The sequence below is a fragment of the Streptomyces sp. A18 genome, assembly GCF_059026065.1.
This window is the reverse complement of the sequence record NZ_JBWLKL010000006.1, coordinates 138634-153215: the sequence shown is the minus strand read 5'-3', so window position 1 is coordinate 153215 and position 14582 is coordinate 138634. Positions and strand designations below refer to the sequence as shown.

Below are 14582 nucleotides of genomic sequence, written 5' to 3'. Positions count from 1 at the left end.
TGCCGGGGTGCGTCGGGATCCGCCTCCCGAAAGGGATCCACGGTGTTCACCATGTGATCTCGGAGCCGCTCATCTGGACTCTCACAACGAGTGCGGCACCGCTCATCTGAACGGGTGTCGTGGCCGTGTTTCGGGCGCTTCAACACATCGCTCAACACGACCCCACCCCCGCGAAGGGCGAGGTATGGGCAACGTCTACAGTGGCGTGGTACGCGCGAGCCTTTACCGGATCTTCATGTCTGAACGTCCGACGCGGCTTGCTGGGAAGTCTCTGTCAGGGGTGTGCGTGACGGCCGTTGAATCCCGTCCAGCGGGAGCAATTGGGACGAGCTCTAGCCCAAGCCACCGGCCGCTCGGGGCCCGTGTCATGGCGTTCGTGGCGCTGACCAAGCCGCGAATCATCGAACTCCTCCTGATCACCACCGTTCCGGTGATGTTCCTCGCCGAGCAGGGGGTGCCCGACCTCTGGCTGGTCTTCGTGACCTGCCTGGGCGGCTACCTCTCGGCGGGCGGCGCAAACGCGCTCAACATGTACATCGACCGTGACATCGACGCCCTCATGGACCGTACGTCCCAGCGGCCCCTGGTCACGGGCATGGTCAGCCCCCGGGAGTGCCTCGCCTTCGGCATCGCGCTCGCGGTGGCCTCCACGCTGCTGTTCGGCCTCGCCGTCAACTGGCTGTCCGCCTGGCTCGCCCTCGGTGCCCTGCTCTTCTACGTGGTCGTCTACACGATGATCCTGAAGCGCCGGACCTCGCAGAACATCGTCTGGGGCGGCATCGCGGGCTGCATGCCGGTCCTCATCGGCTGGTCCGCCGTCACCAACTCCATGTCGTGGGCGCCGGTCATCCTCTTCCTCGTCATGTTCTTCTGGACGCCGCCGCACTACTGGCCGCTGTCCATGAAGGTCAAGGACGACTACGCGCGCGTGGGCGTGCCGATGCTGCCGGTCGTCGCCTCGAACAAGGTGGTCGCCCGTCAGATCGTCCTCTACAGCTGGGTGATGGTCGCCGTCTCGCTGCTCCTGCAGCCCCTCGGCTACACCGGCTGGTTCTACACGGTGGTCGCCCTGGTGACCGGCGGCTGGTGGCTGTGGGAGGCGCACGGTCTGCAGAACCGCGCCAAGGCCGAGGTCACGGGCGGCAAGCTCAAGGAGATGCGGCTCTTCCACTGGTCGATCACCTACGTCTCGCTGCTGTTCGTGGCGGTCGCGGTGGACCCCTTCCTCCGATAGACGCGCGTGGCCCACGCCACGTCACCCGCCCGTCGCCAGACGATCTACCCGTCGGTAGCATCCTGTCCATGGCAGAGACAGAGCAGGCTGAGGACAGCAAGCAAGCCGCCAAGGCCGAGCGCCGAGCGGCGAAGCTGGCCAAGCAGATCGGTTCCTTCGCTCGGGCGCACGGCGGTGCCGAGGGGCAGATCGCGTACATCGGGCACGAGGGCACCCGCATCGTCCTGGTCGGCGAGGACGGCGGCTGGGGCGACCTGGTGGCGCCCACCCATGCGATCGCGCAGAGCGCCGTCGAGAAGGCCGGGATCACCGTCCACGAGGACTTCGACGGCGACTTCGCGGCCAAGGTGAAGACCGGCCCCTACGAGTGGTCGCGGATGGCGGGCATTCAGCTGGGCGGTCCGAGCAACGGCTGAGGGTCCGGCCGATGACAGACTGGCGAAAAGCAACACCCGACGCCCGGGTCACCCGTTAGGACCGTAGGAGCACGGTCCGCCTACTGGGAGCCCGGATGATCGAAACGCCGTCCCTGGTGGACCAGTACTGCCACGGGGTGCTGCGCACGGAGCTGGGCCTCGGCACCTTCGAGGCCCACCTCGGCCGGGGCGAGGGCCCGCCCGCGCCCGGCACCACCTTCTTCGACACCCAGACGGGCTTCGCCGTACGCCGCTGGTGTCCCCCTCTGCTCGGCCTGGAACCGCACTGCCCGCCGGCCCGCTATCTCGCCCGGCGCCGAGACCTGGGCGTCCTGGAGGCGGGGCGGCGGCTGCTGCGGGGGAGCGGCATCACGACGTATCTCGTGGACACGGGGCTGCCGGGGGATCTCACGGGGCCCGGTGAGATGGCGTCCACCGGAGCCGCCGACGCCCACGAGATCGTCCGCCTGGAATTACTCGCCGAACAGGTGGCCGACACCTCGGGCACGGTCGACTCCTTCCTCGCCAATCTCGCCGAGTCCGTGCACGCGGCAGCCGCTGGAGCCGTGGCCTTCACCTCCGTCGCGGGCGTGCGGCGCAGTCTCGCCCTGGCCCCCGAACCGCCGGGTCCCGGCGAGGTGCGGGGAGCGGCGGACCGCTGGCTCGCACGACGGCAGGTGGGCGGGGCGCTGCAGGACCCCGTACTGCTCAGGCATCTGCTGTGGATCGCCGTCGCGTCGGGGCGTCCGCTGCAACTGCACGCGGGGGCCGGTGATCCGCAGGGGTACTTCGGCGGCTTCGCGCGGGCGACCGCGGGGCTCGGCACCGATCTGGTCCTGCTGCACGGCTATCCGTACCACCGCAATGCCGCGGACCTCGCGGGCGTCTTCCCGCACGTGTACGCGGATCTGGGCCCCGCCCTGGTGCGCACGGGCGCCCGCGCGGCGGCCGTGCTCGCGGAGATCCTGGAACTCGCGCCCTTCGGCAAGCTGCTGTTCTCCAGCGGCGCGCACGGGCTTCCCGAACTGCACGTGGTGGGAGCGCGGCTCTTCGGGGAGGCGCTGGGGCGCGTGCTCGGCGGGTGGGTCACCGAGGGGGCGTGGTCGCTGCCGGACGCGCAGCGCGTTGCGGGGCTCGTGGCGGCGGGCAACGCGCGGCGCGTGTACGGGCTTTCGGAGAACTGACGGAACGGTGCTTCAGACCGCCGACAGCTGGGGGTCGCCGCTCTGGGACGGGACCTCCGCCGTCGTGTACGGCCGTTCGCGCAGCGAGAGCAGGACGCGCATCACGGCGATCCAGACCACGCAGGAGCCGAACATGTGCAGCCCGACCAGGATCTCGGGCAGGTCCGTGAAGTACTGGACGTAGCCGATCGCGCCCTGGGCGAGCAGGATCAGGAACAGGTCGCGGGTGCGGTGCAGCGGGCCCTTCGGGGCGTCGACCGCCTTGAGGACGAACCACAGGGCGAACGTCAGCGTCACCACGATCCAGGCGAGCACGGCGTGCAGCTTGCTGACGGTCTCCCAGTCGAAGCCCATGCGCGGCACCTCGCTGGAGTCACCGGCGTGCGGTCCGGAGCCCGTCACGACCGTGCCGACCGCGATGAGCAGCACGGACGCCGCGACCAGGAACCACACGAGCTGCGCCACGGCCTTGCCGACCAGCGGGCGTACGTCGCCGTCGCCCTCGCGGGTGCGCTGCCACATCGTGACGGCGACCGCGATCAGGGCGGTGGAGAGCAGGAAGTGCGCCGCGACCGTGTACGGGTTCAGACCGACGAGGACCACGATGCCGCCGAGCACGGCGTTGCCCATGACCAGCCAGAACTGCGCCCAGCCGAGCCGCGTCAGGCTGCGCCGCATCGGCTTCTGCGAGCGTGCCGTGATGATCGCCCAGCCGACGGCCGCGCACAGCACGTACGTCAGCATGCGGTTGCCGAACTCGATGTACCCGTGGAAGCCCATCTCGTGGGTGGCCGTCAGGGACTCGTCGGTGCACTTGGGCCAGGTCGGGCAGCCGAGGCCCGATCCCGTCAGGCGGACGGCGCCGCCGGTGACCACGATGCACACCGTCATCGCGAGCGAGATGAGGGCCGCGTGCCGGACGGTCCGCTGCTGCGGGGTCCAGCGTTCGGCGATGAAGGCGAGCGGGTTGCGCACGGCGGAGACGGCGTCGGCTCGGGTCACGTTTGGCACGGGGACCATCGTAGGGGGCCGCTTGTGCACGGCTTCACGAGGGGGACGTATCCGGTGCTTCTGTGACGCGGCTTACGCCTCTGGCTTCCCTCTGGCTACTCCCAGCGGAAGAACTTGCCCGCGGCCCCGAGTCCGATGACCGCCCAGACCGCAAGGATCCCGAGGTTCCCCCACGGCATTCCCGCGCCGTCCTGGAGGACGTCCCGCAGGCCGTCCGAGAGCGCCGAGATGGGTAGGAGGCCGAGCACCGACTGGGCCGCGTCCGGGAACTTGTCCAGGGGCACGATGACCCCGCCGCCCACGAGCAGCAGGAGGAAGACCAGGTTCGCGGCGGCGAGCGTCGCCTCCGCCTTCAGGGTGCCCGCCATCAGCAGACCGAGCCCGGAGAAGGCCGCGGTGCCGAGGATCAGGAGGAGCAGTACGGCGAAGGGGTTGCCGTGCGGCGACCAGCCGAGGGCGAAGGCGATCACCGTCAGGAGCACGATCTGCAGGACCTCGGTGACCAGGACCGACAGGGTCTTCGCCGCCATCAGGGCCCAGCGGGGCAGCGGCGAGGCGCCGAGCCGCTTCAGGACGCCGTAGCGGCGCTCGAAGCCCGTGGCGATGGCCTGGCCGGTGAACGCCGTCGACATCACGGCGAGGGCGAGGATGCCGGGCGCGAGGAAGTCCACGGCCTTGCCGTCGCCCGTGTCGACGATGTCGACCGCGCTGAAGAGGACCAGCAGGAGCGTGGGGATGACGACGGTGAGCAGCAGCTGTTCGCCGTTGCGCAGCAGCATCTTCGTCTCGAGCAGCGCCTGCGCGGCGATCATGCGGGGGAGCGGGGCGGCGCCCGGCTTCGGTGTGTACGTACCGGCGGCGCTCATCCGCGCAGCTCCTTGCCTGTGAGCTCCAGGAAGACGTCTTCCAGGGTGTGGCGTTCGACGGCGATCTTCTCCGGCATCACGCCGTGCTGGGCGCACCAGGAGGTGACCGTGGCGAGCAGCTGCGGGTCGACCGTGCCGCTCACGCGGTAGGCGCCCGGGGTGAGTTCGGCCGCCGCGGAGTCCGGCGGCAGGGCCTTGAGCAGGGAGCCGACGTCGAGTCCGGGGCGTCCGGAGAAGCGCAGGGTGTTCTCGGCGCCGCCGCGGCACAGCTCTTCCGGGGTGCCCTCGGCGATGACCTTGCCCGCATCGATGATCGCCACCTCGTCGGCGAGCTGCTCGGCCTCGTCCATGTGGTGCGTGGTGAGGATGACGCTGACGCCGTCGGTGCGCAGATCGCGTACGAGATCCCAGGTGGCCCGGCGTGCCTGCGGGTCCAGGCCCGCGGTCGGCTCGTCCAGGAAGACCAGTTCGGGCCGTCCGACCACGGCCATGGCCAGCGCGAGGCGCTGCTGCTGGCCGCCGGACAGGCGCCGGTAGGTGGTGCGGCCGCAGCTCTCCAGGCCCAGGCGCTCGATCAGCGCGCCCACGTCCAGGGGGTGCGCGTGCAGTTTCGCCATGTGGCGCAGCATCTCGTCGGCGCGTGCGCCGGAGTAGACGCCGCCGGACTGGAGCATCACGCCGATGCGGGGGCGCAGCGCGCCGGCCTCGCGGACCGGGTCCAGACCGAGGACGCGGACCGTGCCCGCGTCCGGCCTGCGGTAGCCCTCGCAGGTCTCGATCGTGGTGGTCTTCCCGGCGCCGTTCGGGCCGAGGACCGCGGTGACGGTACCCGCGCGGACCCGGAGGTCGAGGCCGTCCACCGCGGTCTTCTTGCCGTACCGCTTGACCAGGCCGGTGACCTGGACGACGGACTCATTTCCCATGGCGGGAAGTCTAGAGAGGGGGAGAAGGGGCGCGGGCAGGGGGCTGTCAGCCCGCCCACTCGGCCCGCGAGCGGTGGGTGTCCAGCCAGCCCTGTGCGTACGTGACCGCGTCGGCCACCGGGAACAGGCGGGCCGTCGCCGCGCCCACCGTGCCGCGCGCCACAGGGCGGTCCCGCTCGAAGTCCGAGCCGAGTTCGTCGAAGCGCTCCTCCGAGATGGAGGTCTCGCGCACCGTCGTCCAGCGGCGCCCTTCCGGGGTCATCACCGCGAAGGAGTTCTCGACCTCGGGGGCGGGGATCCGGTACTCGGCCAGGTGGAAGGAGGTGCAGGTGTCGAAGCCGGTGCCGAGCAGCAGCACCCGGGCGCCCGATTCCTCCAGGCGGGCCAGCGGGCTGCGCTCGCCGAGGCGGCAGTCGAGCGCATGGCCCGCCAGGATTTCCTCCGCGCGGGGGCCGACCGCGGCGAACGAGGTCTGCGGGTGGTCGCTGCGGAGGGCTCCGGGCCAGGTGCGTACGGCTTCGGCGATCGCGCCCATGGCGCGCGTGGGGGTGGTGAGCGGGTCGTACGCCGGGATCGACGCGCGAACCTCGGGCCACCAGGACTCGGGCACGGGCGGGTTTCCCCACTCGGCCGGGTCGGAGTTGTCGCTGGACTGCGTGGGGACCACGAGGGTTCCCTTTTGGCCCAGTACGTCCAGAAGTGCCTGGACGACGGCCACCTGGCCGCCGCTGACCCAGCCGAGAGCGCTCAGCGAGGAGTGCGTCAGGAGGGTCTCGCCGGGGTGCACGCCGAGCCCGCGGAGGTCGTCCGCGAGAGACGCGCGCGTGCACAAAGGGCCGGTGGGAGGGGGTGTGGACATGGTCGGGGAGTCTCCTCGCTCCGGCCGACGCGCGCCACCGATTTGATCGATCAGTGATCATTTCCGCAGGTCAGTTTAGGTATGCCTAAGTGATGCAGCGCACCGGACCGCGATCCGGACGCGGGTTGTCAGGCTCTGAGGAATTACGCAACAATGGCGTTGTGAAAAACGTTGGCGAGGCTCCGCAGGAGGAACTCGCGACCGGGGAGCGGTCTACGCGCAACCGGGTCGCGCGCTCCATCCTGGACCACGGCCCCTCCACGGTGGCCGACCTCGCCGCACGCCTCGGTCTGACCCAGGCAGCCGTCCGCAGGCACCTCGACACGCTCGCCCACGAGAACGTGGTCGAGCCCCGCGAGCAGCGGATCTACGGCGCACGCACCCGCGGGCGCCCCGCCAAGGTCTTCGCGCTGACCGACTGCGGCCGGGACGCCTTCGACCAGTCGTACGACAAGCTCGCCGCCGACGCCCTGCGCTGGATCAGCGAGCGGCACGGCGAAGCCGCGGTCGTCGACTTCGCCCGCGACCGGATGGCCGCCCAGGCCTTGGCCTACCGCAAGGCGGTCGAGGCGGCGCCCCCCGAGCAGCGCACGGAGGCTCTCGCGAAGGCGTTGACCGCCGACGGGTACGCTGCTACGGCCCGCAGCGCTCCCGTAGGCGAGCAGCTGTGCCAGCACCACTGCCCGGTCGCCCATGTCGCCGAGCAGTACCCACAACTTTGCGAGGCGGAGACGGAGATCTTCTCCGCCCTCCTTGGGACGCACGTCCAGCGGCTCGCCACCATCGCCCATGGCGACGGCGTCTGCACGACATTCATTCCCCGCAACGCCTCGCAACCCCCAGAGTCCACTGACAACGCATCCGCAAGCACGGCCGGGAGGAACCCCGCATGACGCTCCCCACGGAGACTGCCCACCCCGAACTCGAGGGTCTGGGCACGTACGAATACGGCTGGGCCGACTCCGACGTGGCCGGGGCCTCCGCCAAGCGCGGCATCAATGAAGACGTCGTCAAGGACATCTCGGCCAAGAAGTCCGAGCCCGAGTGGATGACGAAGCTGCGCCTCAAGGGCCTGCGGCTCTTCGACAAGAAGCCCATGCCCAACTGGGGCTCGGACCTGTCGGGCATCGACTTCGACAACATCAAGTACTTCGTGCGGTCCACGGAGAAGCAGGCGGAGTCCTGGGAGGACCTGCCCGAGGACATCAAGAACACGTACGACAAGCTCGGCATCCCCGAGGCGGAGAAGCAGCGCCTCGTCGCCGGTGTCGCCGCTCAGTACGAGTCCGAGGTCGTCTACCACCAGATCCGCGAGGACCTGGAGGAGCAGGGCGTCATCTTCCTCGACACGGACACCGCTCTGAAGGAGCACCCGGAGCTCTTCAAGGAGTACTTCGGCACGGTCATCCCCGTCGGTGACAACAAGTTCGCCTCGCTGAACTCCGCCGTGTGGTCCGGCGGCTCGTTCATCTACGTCCCCAAGGGCGTGCAGGTGGAGATCCCGCTCCAGGCCTACTTCCGCATCAACACGGAGAACATGGGCCAGTTCGAGCGGACCCTGATCATCGTGGACGAGGACGCCTACGTCCACTACGTCGAGGGCTGCACGGCGCCGATCTACAAGTCGGACTCCCTGCACTCCGCCGTCGTCGAGATCATCGTCAAGAAGGGCGGCCGCTGCCGCTACACGACGATCCAGAACTGGTCGAACAACGTCTACAACCTGGTCACCAAGCGCGCCGTGGCGTACGAGGGCGCGACCATGGAGTGGATCGACGGCAACATCGGCTCCAAGGTGACGATGAAGTACCCCGCCGTCTACCTCATGGGCGAGCACGCCAAGGGCGAGACGCTCTCCATCGCCTTCGCGGGCGAGGGCCAGCACCAGGACGCCGGTTCCAAGATGGTCCACATGGCGCCCAACACGTCCTCGAACATCGTCTCGAAGTCCGTGGCGCGTGGCGGTGGCCGCACCTCCTACCGCGGTCTCGTCGAGATCGGCGAGGGCGCGGCCGGATCGAAGTCGAACGTGCTCTGCGACGCACTGCTCGTCGACACGATCTCCCGCTCGGACACGTACCCGTACGTGGACGTCCGCGAGGACGACGTCTCCATGGGACACGAGGCGACCGTCTCCAAGGTCTCCGACGACCAGCTCTTCTACCTGATGAGCCGCGGTCTGACGGAGTTCGAGGCCATGGCGATGATCGTGCGCGGCTTCGTCGAGCCGATCGCCAAGGAGCTGCCCATGGAGTACGCCCTGGAGCTGAACCGGCTGATCGAGCTGCAGATGGAGGGCTCGGTCGGTTAAGACCGGCCGCGTCCCCCGTAGCGAGCAGATTTCTTACGCAGAGAGAGAGCACGACGACAGCCATGGCTGAGGCTCAGAACATCCCCGTGGGGTCCACGACCGCCGGGTCCATCGCGGTGGCCGCAGAGTCCACCGTCGCCACCCGCATGAGCGCTCCCCCGTCCTACGACGTGGCGGACTTCCCCGTCCCCCACGGCCGCGAGGAGGAGTGGCGGTTCACGCCGCTCGAGCGCCTGCGCGGGCTGCACGACGGCACGGCGGTCGCCACCGGCGGCATCCGCGTCGAGGTGACGGCCCCGGCCGGCGTGATCCAGGAGACCGTCGGCCGTGACGACGCCCGCGTGGGCAAGGCGGGCAAGCCCGTCGACCGCGTGGCCGCGCAGGCCTACGGCTCCTTCGAGAAGGCCTCGGTGGTGACCGTCCCCAAGGAGACGGTCCTGACCGAGCCGATCCGCATCGCCGTGCACGGCGAGGGCGGTACCGCCTTCGCGCACCAGGTCATCGAGGTGGGCGCGTTCGCCGAGGCCCTCGTCGTCATCGACCACACCGGTGACGCCGTGCTCGCCGCCAACGTCGACTACCTCCTGGGCGACGGCGCCAAGCTCACCGTCGTCTCCGTCCAGGACTGGGACGACAAGGCCGTGCACGTCGCGCAGCACAACGCGCTGATCGGCCGGGACGCCACCTTCAAGTCGGTCGTCGTGACCTTCGGCGGCGACGTCGTGCGCCTGCACCCCCGCGTCGAGTACGCGGGCACGGGCGGCGAGGCCGAGCTCCTCGGTCTGTACGTCACCGACGCGGGCCAGCACCAGGAGCACCGCCTCCTGGTCGACCACAACCAGCCGCACTGCAAGTCGAACGTCGTCTACAAGGGCGCGCTCCAGGGCGACGACGCCCACGCGGTGTGGATCGGCGACGTCCTCATCGAGGCCGCGGCCGAGGGCACGGACACGTACGAGATGAACCGCAACCTCGTTCTGACCGACGGCGCCCGCGTCGACTCCGTGCCGAACCTCGAGATCGAGACCGGCGAGATCGTCGGCGCGGGACACGCGTCGGCGACCGGCCGCTTCGACGACGAGCAGCTCTTCTACCTGCAGTCGCGCGGTATCCCGGAGGGCGAGGCGCGCCGCCTGGTCGTCCGCGGGTTCTTCGCCGAGCTGATCCAGCAGATCGGCCTGCCCGACGTCGAAGAGCGCCTCCTCGCCAAGATCGAAGAGGAGCTGGAGGCGTCCGCGGCATGACCTACGTACGCGCCTGTGGCCTGAGCGAGCTGTCGGAGGACACCCCGAAGCGGGTGGAACTCGACGGCACGCCGGTCTCGGTCGTCCACACCGAGGGCGAGGTGTTCGCGATCCACGACATCTGCTCGCACGCGAACGTCTCCCTCTCCGAGGGAGAGGTGGAGGACTGTCAGATCGAGTGCTGGCTGCACGGCTCCAGCTTCGACCTCCGCACCGGCAAGCCGTCCGGTCTCCCCGCGACGCGCCCCGTCCCCGTATACCCCGTAAAGATCGAAGGGGACGATGTGCTCGTCTCCGTCACCCAGGAGTCCTGAGGCACATGGCAACGCTTGAAATCCACGACCTGCACGTCTCCGTCGAGGTCGAGAACGGCACCAAGGAAATCCTCAAGGGTGTCGACCTCACCGTGAAGCAGGGCGAGACGCACGCCATCATGGGCCCGAACGGCTCCGGCAAGTCGACGCTCGCCTACTCCATCGCGGGTCACCCCAAGTACACGATCACGCAGGGCACCGTCACCCTCGACGGCGAGGACGTCCTGGAGATGTCCGTCGACGAGCGCGCCCGCGCCGGCATGTTCCTGGCCATGCAGTACCCGGTCGAGGTCCCCGGCGTCTCGGTCTCCAACTTCCTGCGTACGTCGGCGACGGCGATCCGCGGCGAGGCCCCCAAGCTGCGCACCTGGGTGAAGGAGGTCAAGTCCGCGATGGAGACGCTCCAGATGGACCCGGCCTTCGCCGAGCGCAACGTGAACGAAGGCTTCTCCGGCGGTGAGAAGAAGCGCCACGAGATCCTCCAGATGGAGCTCCTCAAGCCGAAGATCGCGATCCTCGACGAGACCGACTCCGGCCTGGACGTCGACGCCCTGCGTCAGGTCTCGGACGGCGTCAACCGCGTCCGCGAGACCGGCGAGGTCGGCACCCTGCTGATCACGCACTACACGCGCATCCTGCGCTACATCAAGCCCGACTTCGTGCACGTCTTCTCGGCGGGCCGGATCGTCGAGTCCGGCGGCCCCGAGCTGGCCGACACTCTCGAGGCCGAGGGCTACGAGAAGTACACGAAGGGTGGCGTATCCGCGTGACAGTGGCCCACCAGGGGCTCTCCGGCCTCCTCGACACCGAGGCGATCCGCAAGGACTTCCCGATCCTGGATCGCACGATCCACGACGGCAAGAAGCTCGTCTACCTGGACAACGCGGCGACGTCCCAGACGCCGCGCCAGGTGCTCGACGTACTCAACGAGTACTACGAGAAGCACAACGCCAACGTCCACCGCGGCGTGCACGTCCTCGCGGAGGAGGCCACGGCGCTCTACGAGGGCGCCCGTGACAAGGTCGCGGCGTTCATCAACGCGCCGAGCCGCGACGAGGTGATCTTCACCAAGAACGCCTCGGAGTCGCTCAACCTCGTGGCCAACATGCTCGGTTGGGCCGACGAGCCCTACCGCGTGGACCACGAGACCGAGATCGTCATCACGGAGATGGAGCACCACTCCAACATCGTGCCGTGGCAGCTGCTCTCGCAGCGCACGGGCGCGAAGCTGAAGTGGTTCGGTCTCACGGACGACGGCCGGCTCGACCTGTCGAACATCAACGAGGTCATCACGGAGAAGACGAAGATCGTCTCCTTCGTCCTGGTCTCGAACATCCTGGGCACGCAGAACCCCGTCGAGGCGATCGTCCGCCGTGCGCAGGAGGTCGGCGCGCTCGTCCTCATCGACGCCTCGCAGGCCGCCCCGCACATGGTGCTCGACGTGCAGGCGCTGCAGGCCGACTTCGTGGCCTTCACCGGCCACAAGATGCTGGGCCCGACGGGCATCGGCGTCCTGTGGGGACGGCAGGAACTCCTCGAGGACCTGCCGCCGTTCCTCGGCGGCGGCGAGATGATCGAGACGGTCTCGATGAGCTCGTCGACGTACGCTCCCGCGCCGCACAAGTTCGAGGCGGGCACGCCCCCGGTCTCCCAGGCCGTCGGCCTGGGCGCGGCCGTGGACTACCTCTCCGCGATCGGCATGGACAAGATCGCCGCTCATGAGCACGCGATCACCGAGTACGCGGTCAAGCGCCTCCTCGAGGTCCCCGACCTCCGGATCATCGGCCCGGCATCGGCCGAGGACCGCGGCGCCGCGATCTCCTTCACGCTCGGCGACATCCACCCGCACGACGTGGGCCAGGTCCTGGACGAGGAAGGCATCGCGGTCCGCGTGGGTCACCACTGCGCCCGCCCCGTCTGCCTCCGCTACGGAATTCCTGCGACCACGCGAGCGTCGTTCTATCTGTACTCCACGCCCGGCGAGATCGACGCGCTGATCGACGGCCTGGAGCACGTACGGAACTTCTTCGGCTGAGGGGCCTGGGAACGTGAAGCTGGATTCGATGTACCAGGAAGTCATCCTGGACCACTACAAGCACCCGCACGGGCGCGGTCTGCGTGATGGTGACGCCGAGGTGCACCACGTCAACCCGACGTGCGGCGACGAGATCACGCTGCGCGTGAAGTACGACGGGTCGACGATCGCCGACGTGTCGTACGAGGGCCAGGGCTGCTCCATCAGCCAGGCCAGCGCGTCCGTCCTGAACGACCTCCTGGTCGGCAAGGAGCTCGCGGACGCGCAGAAGATCCAGGAAGTGTTCCTGGAGCTGATGCAGTCCAAGGGCAAGCTGGAGCCGGACGACGCGATGGAGGAGGTCCTTGAGGACGCCGTCGCGTTCGCCGGGGTCTCGAAGTACCCGGCGCGTGTGAAGTGTGCTCTCCTGAGCTGGATGGCGTGGAAGGACGCGACGGCCCAGGCGCTGGGTACCGAAGACGTCGCTGAGAGGAAGACCGCATGAGCGAGAACGAGACGCTGACCAAGCCGGCCTCGGAAGAAGAGGTCCGCGAGGCGCTGTACGACGTGGTCGACCCCGAGCTGGGCATCGACGTCGTCAACCTCGGCCTGATCTACGGCATTCACGTCGACGACGCGAACATCGCGACGATCGACATGACGCTCACGTCGGCGGCCTGCCCGCTGACGGACGTCATCGAGGACCAGGCGAAGTCCGCCACCGACGGCATCGTCAACGAGCTCCGGATCAACTGGGTCTGGATGCCGCCGTGGGGCCCGGACAAGATCACGGACGACGGCCGCGAGCAGCTTCGTGCGCTCGGGTTCAACGTCTGAGGTCGTGACAAGGCAGTTCTTACGGTTCGGCCCCCTGTGCTCGCGAGAGCGCAGGGGGCCGAACCGCGTTCTGGCCCGGGGCTGCTAGACGGACGCGTCCTGCTGAACGGACGCGTCCGTCGCTCGCGTCAGCGTGTCCGCGAGGCCTTCCTTGCGGATGCGCCGGTCGACGTAGAGCACGGCGGTCACCAGAGGCAGGAACACGCTGGCGGCCAGCTGCGTGAGGAACATGACGACGAGGGTGAACAGCGCGTACAGGCCGAGCTGCGAGCGCAGTTGATCGAGCAGGACGGCGGAGGCGGAGCTGTCCGGGTCCACCGGGGACAGGGCCGGCGTGGCGAACTGCAGAGGGATGCGCACCGCCAGGGACACGGCGGCCACGATGCCCGCGGCCAGCAGTGAGATGCCGAACGTGCGCCACCAGGCCCCGCGGACCAGCTGTGCGGAGCGGCGCATCGCCCGGAGCGGGCCCGCCGTTTCGAGGGTCGCCGCGGCGGGCGCGAGGGCGAACAGCACGTACAACCAGGCCGCAAGCGGGGTCACGACGATGATCAGCAGGAAGAGCACGAGGAACGGGACGATCCACCCGTTCAGGATCAGGACGAAGAGGCTGGCGAAGAGCAGCGCGCCCACGCCGAACGGCAGCATCAGGATGAGGGCGAGCAGCAGGGTCACGCCCACCACGGACGGCGTCCGCGACCACGCCCTGCGCCAGACCGCCGAGAACGTCGCCGGGCGGCCGAGGACCGCCTCGTGCAGCGTGGCCGCGCACGAGGCCTGGATGAACGAGTTGACCACCAGCGTGGCGAGCAGGCCCACCAGCCACACCGCGCCGAACGCGATCAGGAGCGGCCTGCCGTGGTCCCAGGTGAACGTCGCGTCGGAGTCGATCAGCGCCTGGAAGTGCTCACGTACGGATATGTAGGCGAGCACTGCCGCCGCCGTCATGACCACGGCGAGCAGGCCGTACACCGCGGCCGCGGTGCCGAAGAGCGGCTTCGCGTACCGCCCCATCGTGGCGAACGTGCCGCCGAGGATGCTGCCGATGTCCAGTGGGGCGAGGGGGATGACGCCGGGCTTGGGCGGCGGGGGCGGCGGGGGCGCCCAGCCGCCGTTCCAGCCCCAGCCGGGCGGACCGCCGTAGGGCCCCGGATATGGCGGCCCCTGCGGATACGTCCCCTGCGGCGCTTGAGGCCCAGGCCCCTGAGGCCCCTGCGGCCCCTGAGGTCCTTGTGGCCCCGGTGGCCCCCACCCCGACGTGTCTGACATCGCTCTTGCGCTCCGTGGTGTCGTGCCGTTCTCGGCGTGAGTTCCCTGTGGGCCCCCCACAGCGATCGCGTCACCTTAACCTTTCCGCCCACCGCCGTTG

The 14582-nt window shown here is 69.3% G+C and carries 16 protein-coding genes; 11 read left to right on the top strand and 5 right to left on the bottom strand.

Annotated features, from left to right (window positions below; translation table 11 throughout):
• The first annotated feature begins 280 nt into the window (after nucleotides 1-280).
• From AC5P1C_RS12675 to AC5P1C_RS12665, 3 genes are all read left to right on the top strand, one after another.
• Nucleotides 281-1234: a heme o synthase gene (locus tag AC5P1C_RS12675; RefSeq protein WP_493866052.1), complete on the top strand. Its 954-nt coding sequence runs from the start codon at nucleotides 281-283 to the stop codon at nucleotides 1232-1234.
• A 68-nt stretch (nucleotides 1235-1302) separates the two neighbouring features.
• Nucleotides 1303-1650 (top strand): hypothetical protein, encoded by a 348-nt coding sequence (locus AC5P1C_RS12670; protein ID WP_493865867.1) that lies wholly within the window; start codon nucleotides 1303-1305, stop codon nucleotides 1648-1650.
• Between the two features lie 95 nt (nucleotides 1651-1745).
• Complete coding sequence (locus AC5P1C_RS12665) at nucleotides 1746-2834, top strand: amidohydrolase family protein (RefSeq protein WP_493865866.1); 1089 nt, start codon at nucleotides 1746-1748, stop codon at nucleotides 2832-2834.
• 12 nt (nucleotides 2835-2846) lie between these two features.
• Here the strand turns inward: AC5P1C_RS12665 and AC5P1C_RS12660 are convergent, their stop codons facing one another.
• From AC5P1C_RS12660 to AC5P1C_RS12645, 4 genes are all read right to left on the bottom strand, one after another.
• Nucleotides 2847-3854, bottom strand: a complete 1008-nt coding sequence (locus AC5P1C_RS12660) for a COX15/CtaA family protein (RefSeq protein WP_493865865.1) — start codon at nucleotides 3852-3854, stop codon at nucleotides 2847-2849.
• Nucleotides 3855-3940: 86 nt separating this feature from the next.
• Nucleotides 3941-4711 carry an ABC transporter permease gene (locus tag AC5P1C_RS12655; protein ID WP_493865864.1) on the bottom strand — a complete coding sequence of 257 codons (771 nt, stop codon included), beginning with the start codon at nucleotides 4709-4711 and terminating at the stop codon, nucleotides 3941-3943.
• On the bottom strand, nucleotides 4708-5634 hold the full coding sequence (locus tag AC5P1C_RS12650) for an ABC transporter ATP-binding protein (RefSeq protein WP_493865863.1): 927 nt from the start codon (nucleotides 5632-5634) through the stop codon (nucleotides 4708-4710). Before AC5P1C_RS12650 ends, AC5P1C_RS12655 begins: the two co-directional genes overlap by 4 nt.
• 46 nt (nucleotides 5635-5680) lie before the next feature.
• On the bottom strand, nucleotides 5681-6493 hold the full coding sequence (locus AC5P1C_RS12645; protein WP_493865862.1) for an AAC(3) family N-acetyltransferase: 813 nt from the start codon (nucleotides 6491-6493) through the stop codon (nucleotides 5681-5683).
• A gap of 161 nt (nucleotides 6494-6654) precedes the next feature.
• Between AC5P1C_RS12645 and AC5P1C_RS12640 the strand changes: the two genes are divergently transcribed.
• From AC5P1C_RS12640 to AC5P1C_RS12605, 8 genes are all read left to right on the top strand, one after another.
• Complete coding sequence (locus AC5P1C_RS12640) at nucleotides 6655-7386, top strand: helix-turn-helix transcriptional regulator (RefSeq protein ID WP_493865861.1); 732 nt, start codon at nucleotides 6655-6657, stop codon at nucleotides 7384-7386.
• Nucleotides 7383-8804, top strand: a complete 1422-nt coding sequence (gene sufB, locus AC5P1C_RS12635; protein ID WP_493865860.1) for a Fe-S cluster assembly protein SufB — start codon at nucleotides 7383-7385, stop codon at nucleotides 8802-8804. The genes AC5P1C_RS12640 and sufB overlap by 4 nt, the downstream gene beginning before the upstream one ends.
• Before the next feature lie 62 nt (nucleotides 8805-8866).
• Nucleotides 8867-10048 carry a Fe-S cluster assembly protein SufD gene (gene sufD / locus AC5P1C_RS12630; protein ID WP_493865859.1) on the top strand — a complete coding sequence of 394 codons (1182 nt, stop codon included), beginning with the start codon at nucleotides 8867-8869 and terminating at the stop codon, nucleotides 10046-10048.
• Nucleotides 10045-10362, top strand: a complete 318-nt coding sequence (locus AC5P1C_RS12625) for a bifunctional 3-phenylpropionate/cinnamic acid dioxygenase ferredoxin subunit (RefSeq protein ID WP_493865858.1) — start codon at nucleotides 10045-10047, stop codon at nucleotides 10360-10362. The genes sufD and AC5P1C_RS12625 overlap by 4 nt, the downstream gene beginning before the upstream one ends.
• Nucleotides 10363-10367: 5 nt before the next feature.
• Nucleotides 10368-11132 (top strand): Fe-S cluster assembly ATPase SufC, encoded by a 765-nt coding sequence (gene sufC, locus AC5P1C_RS12620; protein WP_493865857.1) that lies wholly within the window; start codon nucleotides 10368-10370, stop codon nucleotides 11130-11132.
• Nucleotides 11129-12397 carry a cysteine desulfurase gene (locus tag AC5P1C_RS12615; RefSeq protein ID WP_493865856.1) on the top strand — a complete coding sequence of 423 codons (1269 nt, stop codon included), beginning with the start codon at nucleotides 11129-11131 and terminating at the stop codon, nucleotides 12395-12397. The genes sufC and AC5P1C_RS12615 overlap by 4 nt, the downstream gene beginning before the upstream one ends.
• Before the next feature lie 13 nt (nucleotides 12398-12410).
• Nucleotides 12411-12881 (top strand): Fe-S cluster assembly sulfur transfer protein SufU, encoded by a 471-nt coding sequence (gene sufU / locus AC5P1C_RS12610; RefSeq protein WP_493865855.1) that lies wholly within the window; start codon nucleotides 12411-12413, stop codon nucleotides 12879-12881.
• Nucleotides 12878-13213, top strand: a complete 336-nt coding sequence (locus tag AC5P1C_RS12605; RefSeq protein ID WP_160504340.1) for a metal-sulfur cluster assembly factor — start codon at nucleotides 12878-12880, stop codon at nucleotides 13211-13213. Before sufU ends, AC5P1C_RS12605 begins: the two co-directional genes overlap by 4 nt.
• Before the next feature lie 84 nt (nucleotides 13214-13297).
• On the opposite strand, the gene AC5P1C_RS12600 is transcribed toward AC5P1C_RS12605, so the two are convergent.
• Complete coding sequence (locus AC5P1C_RS12600) at nucleotides 13298-14482, bottom strand: hypothetical protein (RefSeq protein ID WP_493865854.1); 1185 nt, start codon at nucleotides 14480-14482, stop codon at nucleotides 13298-13300.
• Nucleotides 14483-14582 lie beyond the last annotated feature (100 nt).

Coding starts and splice junctions, on each gene's coding strand:
- AC5P1C_RS12670 (WP_493865867.1), top strand. CDS start 1,303: ATGGCAGAGACAGAGCAGGCTGAGGACAGCAAGCAAGCCGCCAAGGCC.
- AC5P1C_RS12665 (WP_493865866.1), top strand. CDS start 1,746: ATGATCGAAACGCCGTCCCTGGTGGACCAGTACTGCCACGGGGTGCTG.
- AC5P1C_RS12660 (WP_493865865.1), bottom strand. CDS start 3,854: ATGGTCCCCGTGCCAAACGTGACCCGAGCCGACGCCGTCTCCGCCGTG.
- AC5P1C_RS12655 (WP_493865864.1), bottom strand. CDS start 4,711: ATGAGCGCCGCCGGTACGTACACACCGAAGCCGGGCGCCGCCCCGCTC.
- AC5P1C_RS12650 (WP_493865863.1), bottom strand. CDS start 5,634: ATGGGAAATGAGTCCGTCGTCCAGGTCACCGGCCTGGTCAAGCGGTAC.
- AC5P1C_RS12645 (WP_493865862.1), bottom strand. CDS start 6,493: ATGTCCACACCCCCTCCCACCGGCCCTTTGTGCACGCGCGCGTCTCTC.
- sufB (WP_493865860.1), top strand. CDS start 7,383: ATGACGCTCCCCACGGAGACTGCCCACCCCGAACTCGAGGGTCTGGGC.
- sufD (WP_493865859.1), top strand. CDS start 8,867: ATGGCTGAGGCTCAGAACATCCCCGTGGGGTCCACGACCGCCGGGTCC.
- AC5P1C_RS12625 (WP_493865858.1), top strand. CDS start 10,045: ATGACCTACGTACGCGCCTGTGGCCTGAGCGAGCTGTCGGAGGACACC.
- sufC (WP_493865857.1), top strand. CDS start 10,368: ATGGCAACGCTTGAAATCCACGACCTGCACGTCTCCGTCGAGGTCGAG.
- AC5P1C_RS12605 (WP_160504340.1), top strand. CDS start 12,878: ATGAGCGAGAACGAGACGCTGACCAAGCCGGCCTCGGAAGAAGAGGTC.
- AC5P1C_RS12600 (WP_493865854.1), bottom strand. CDS start 14,482: ATGTCAGACACGTCGGGGTGGGGGCCACCGGGGCCACAAGGACCTCAG.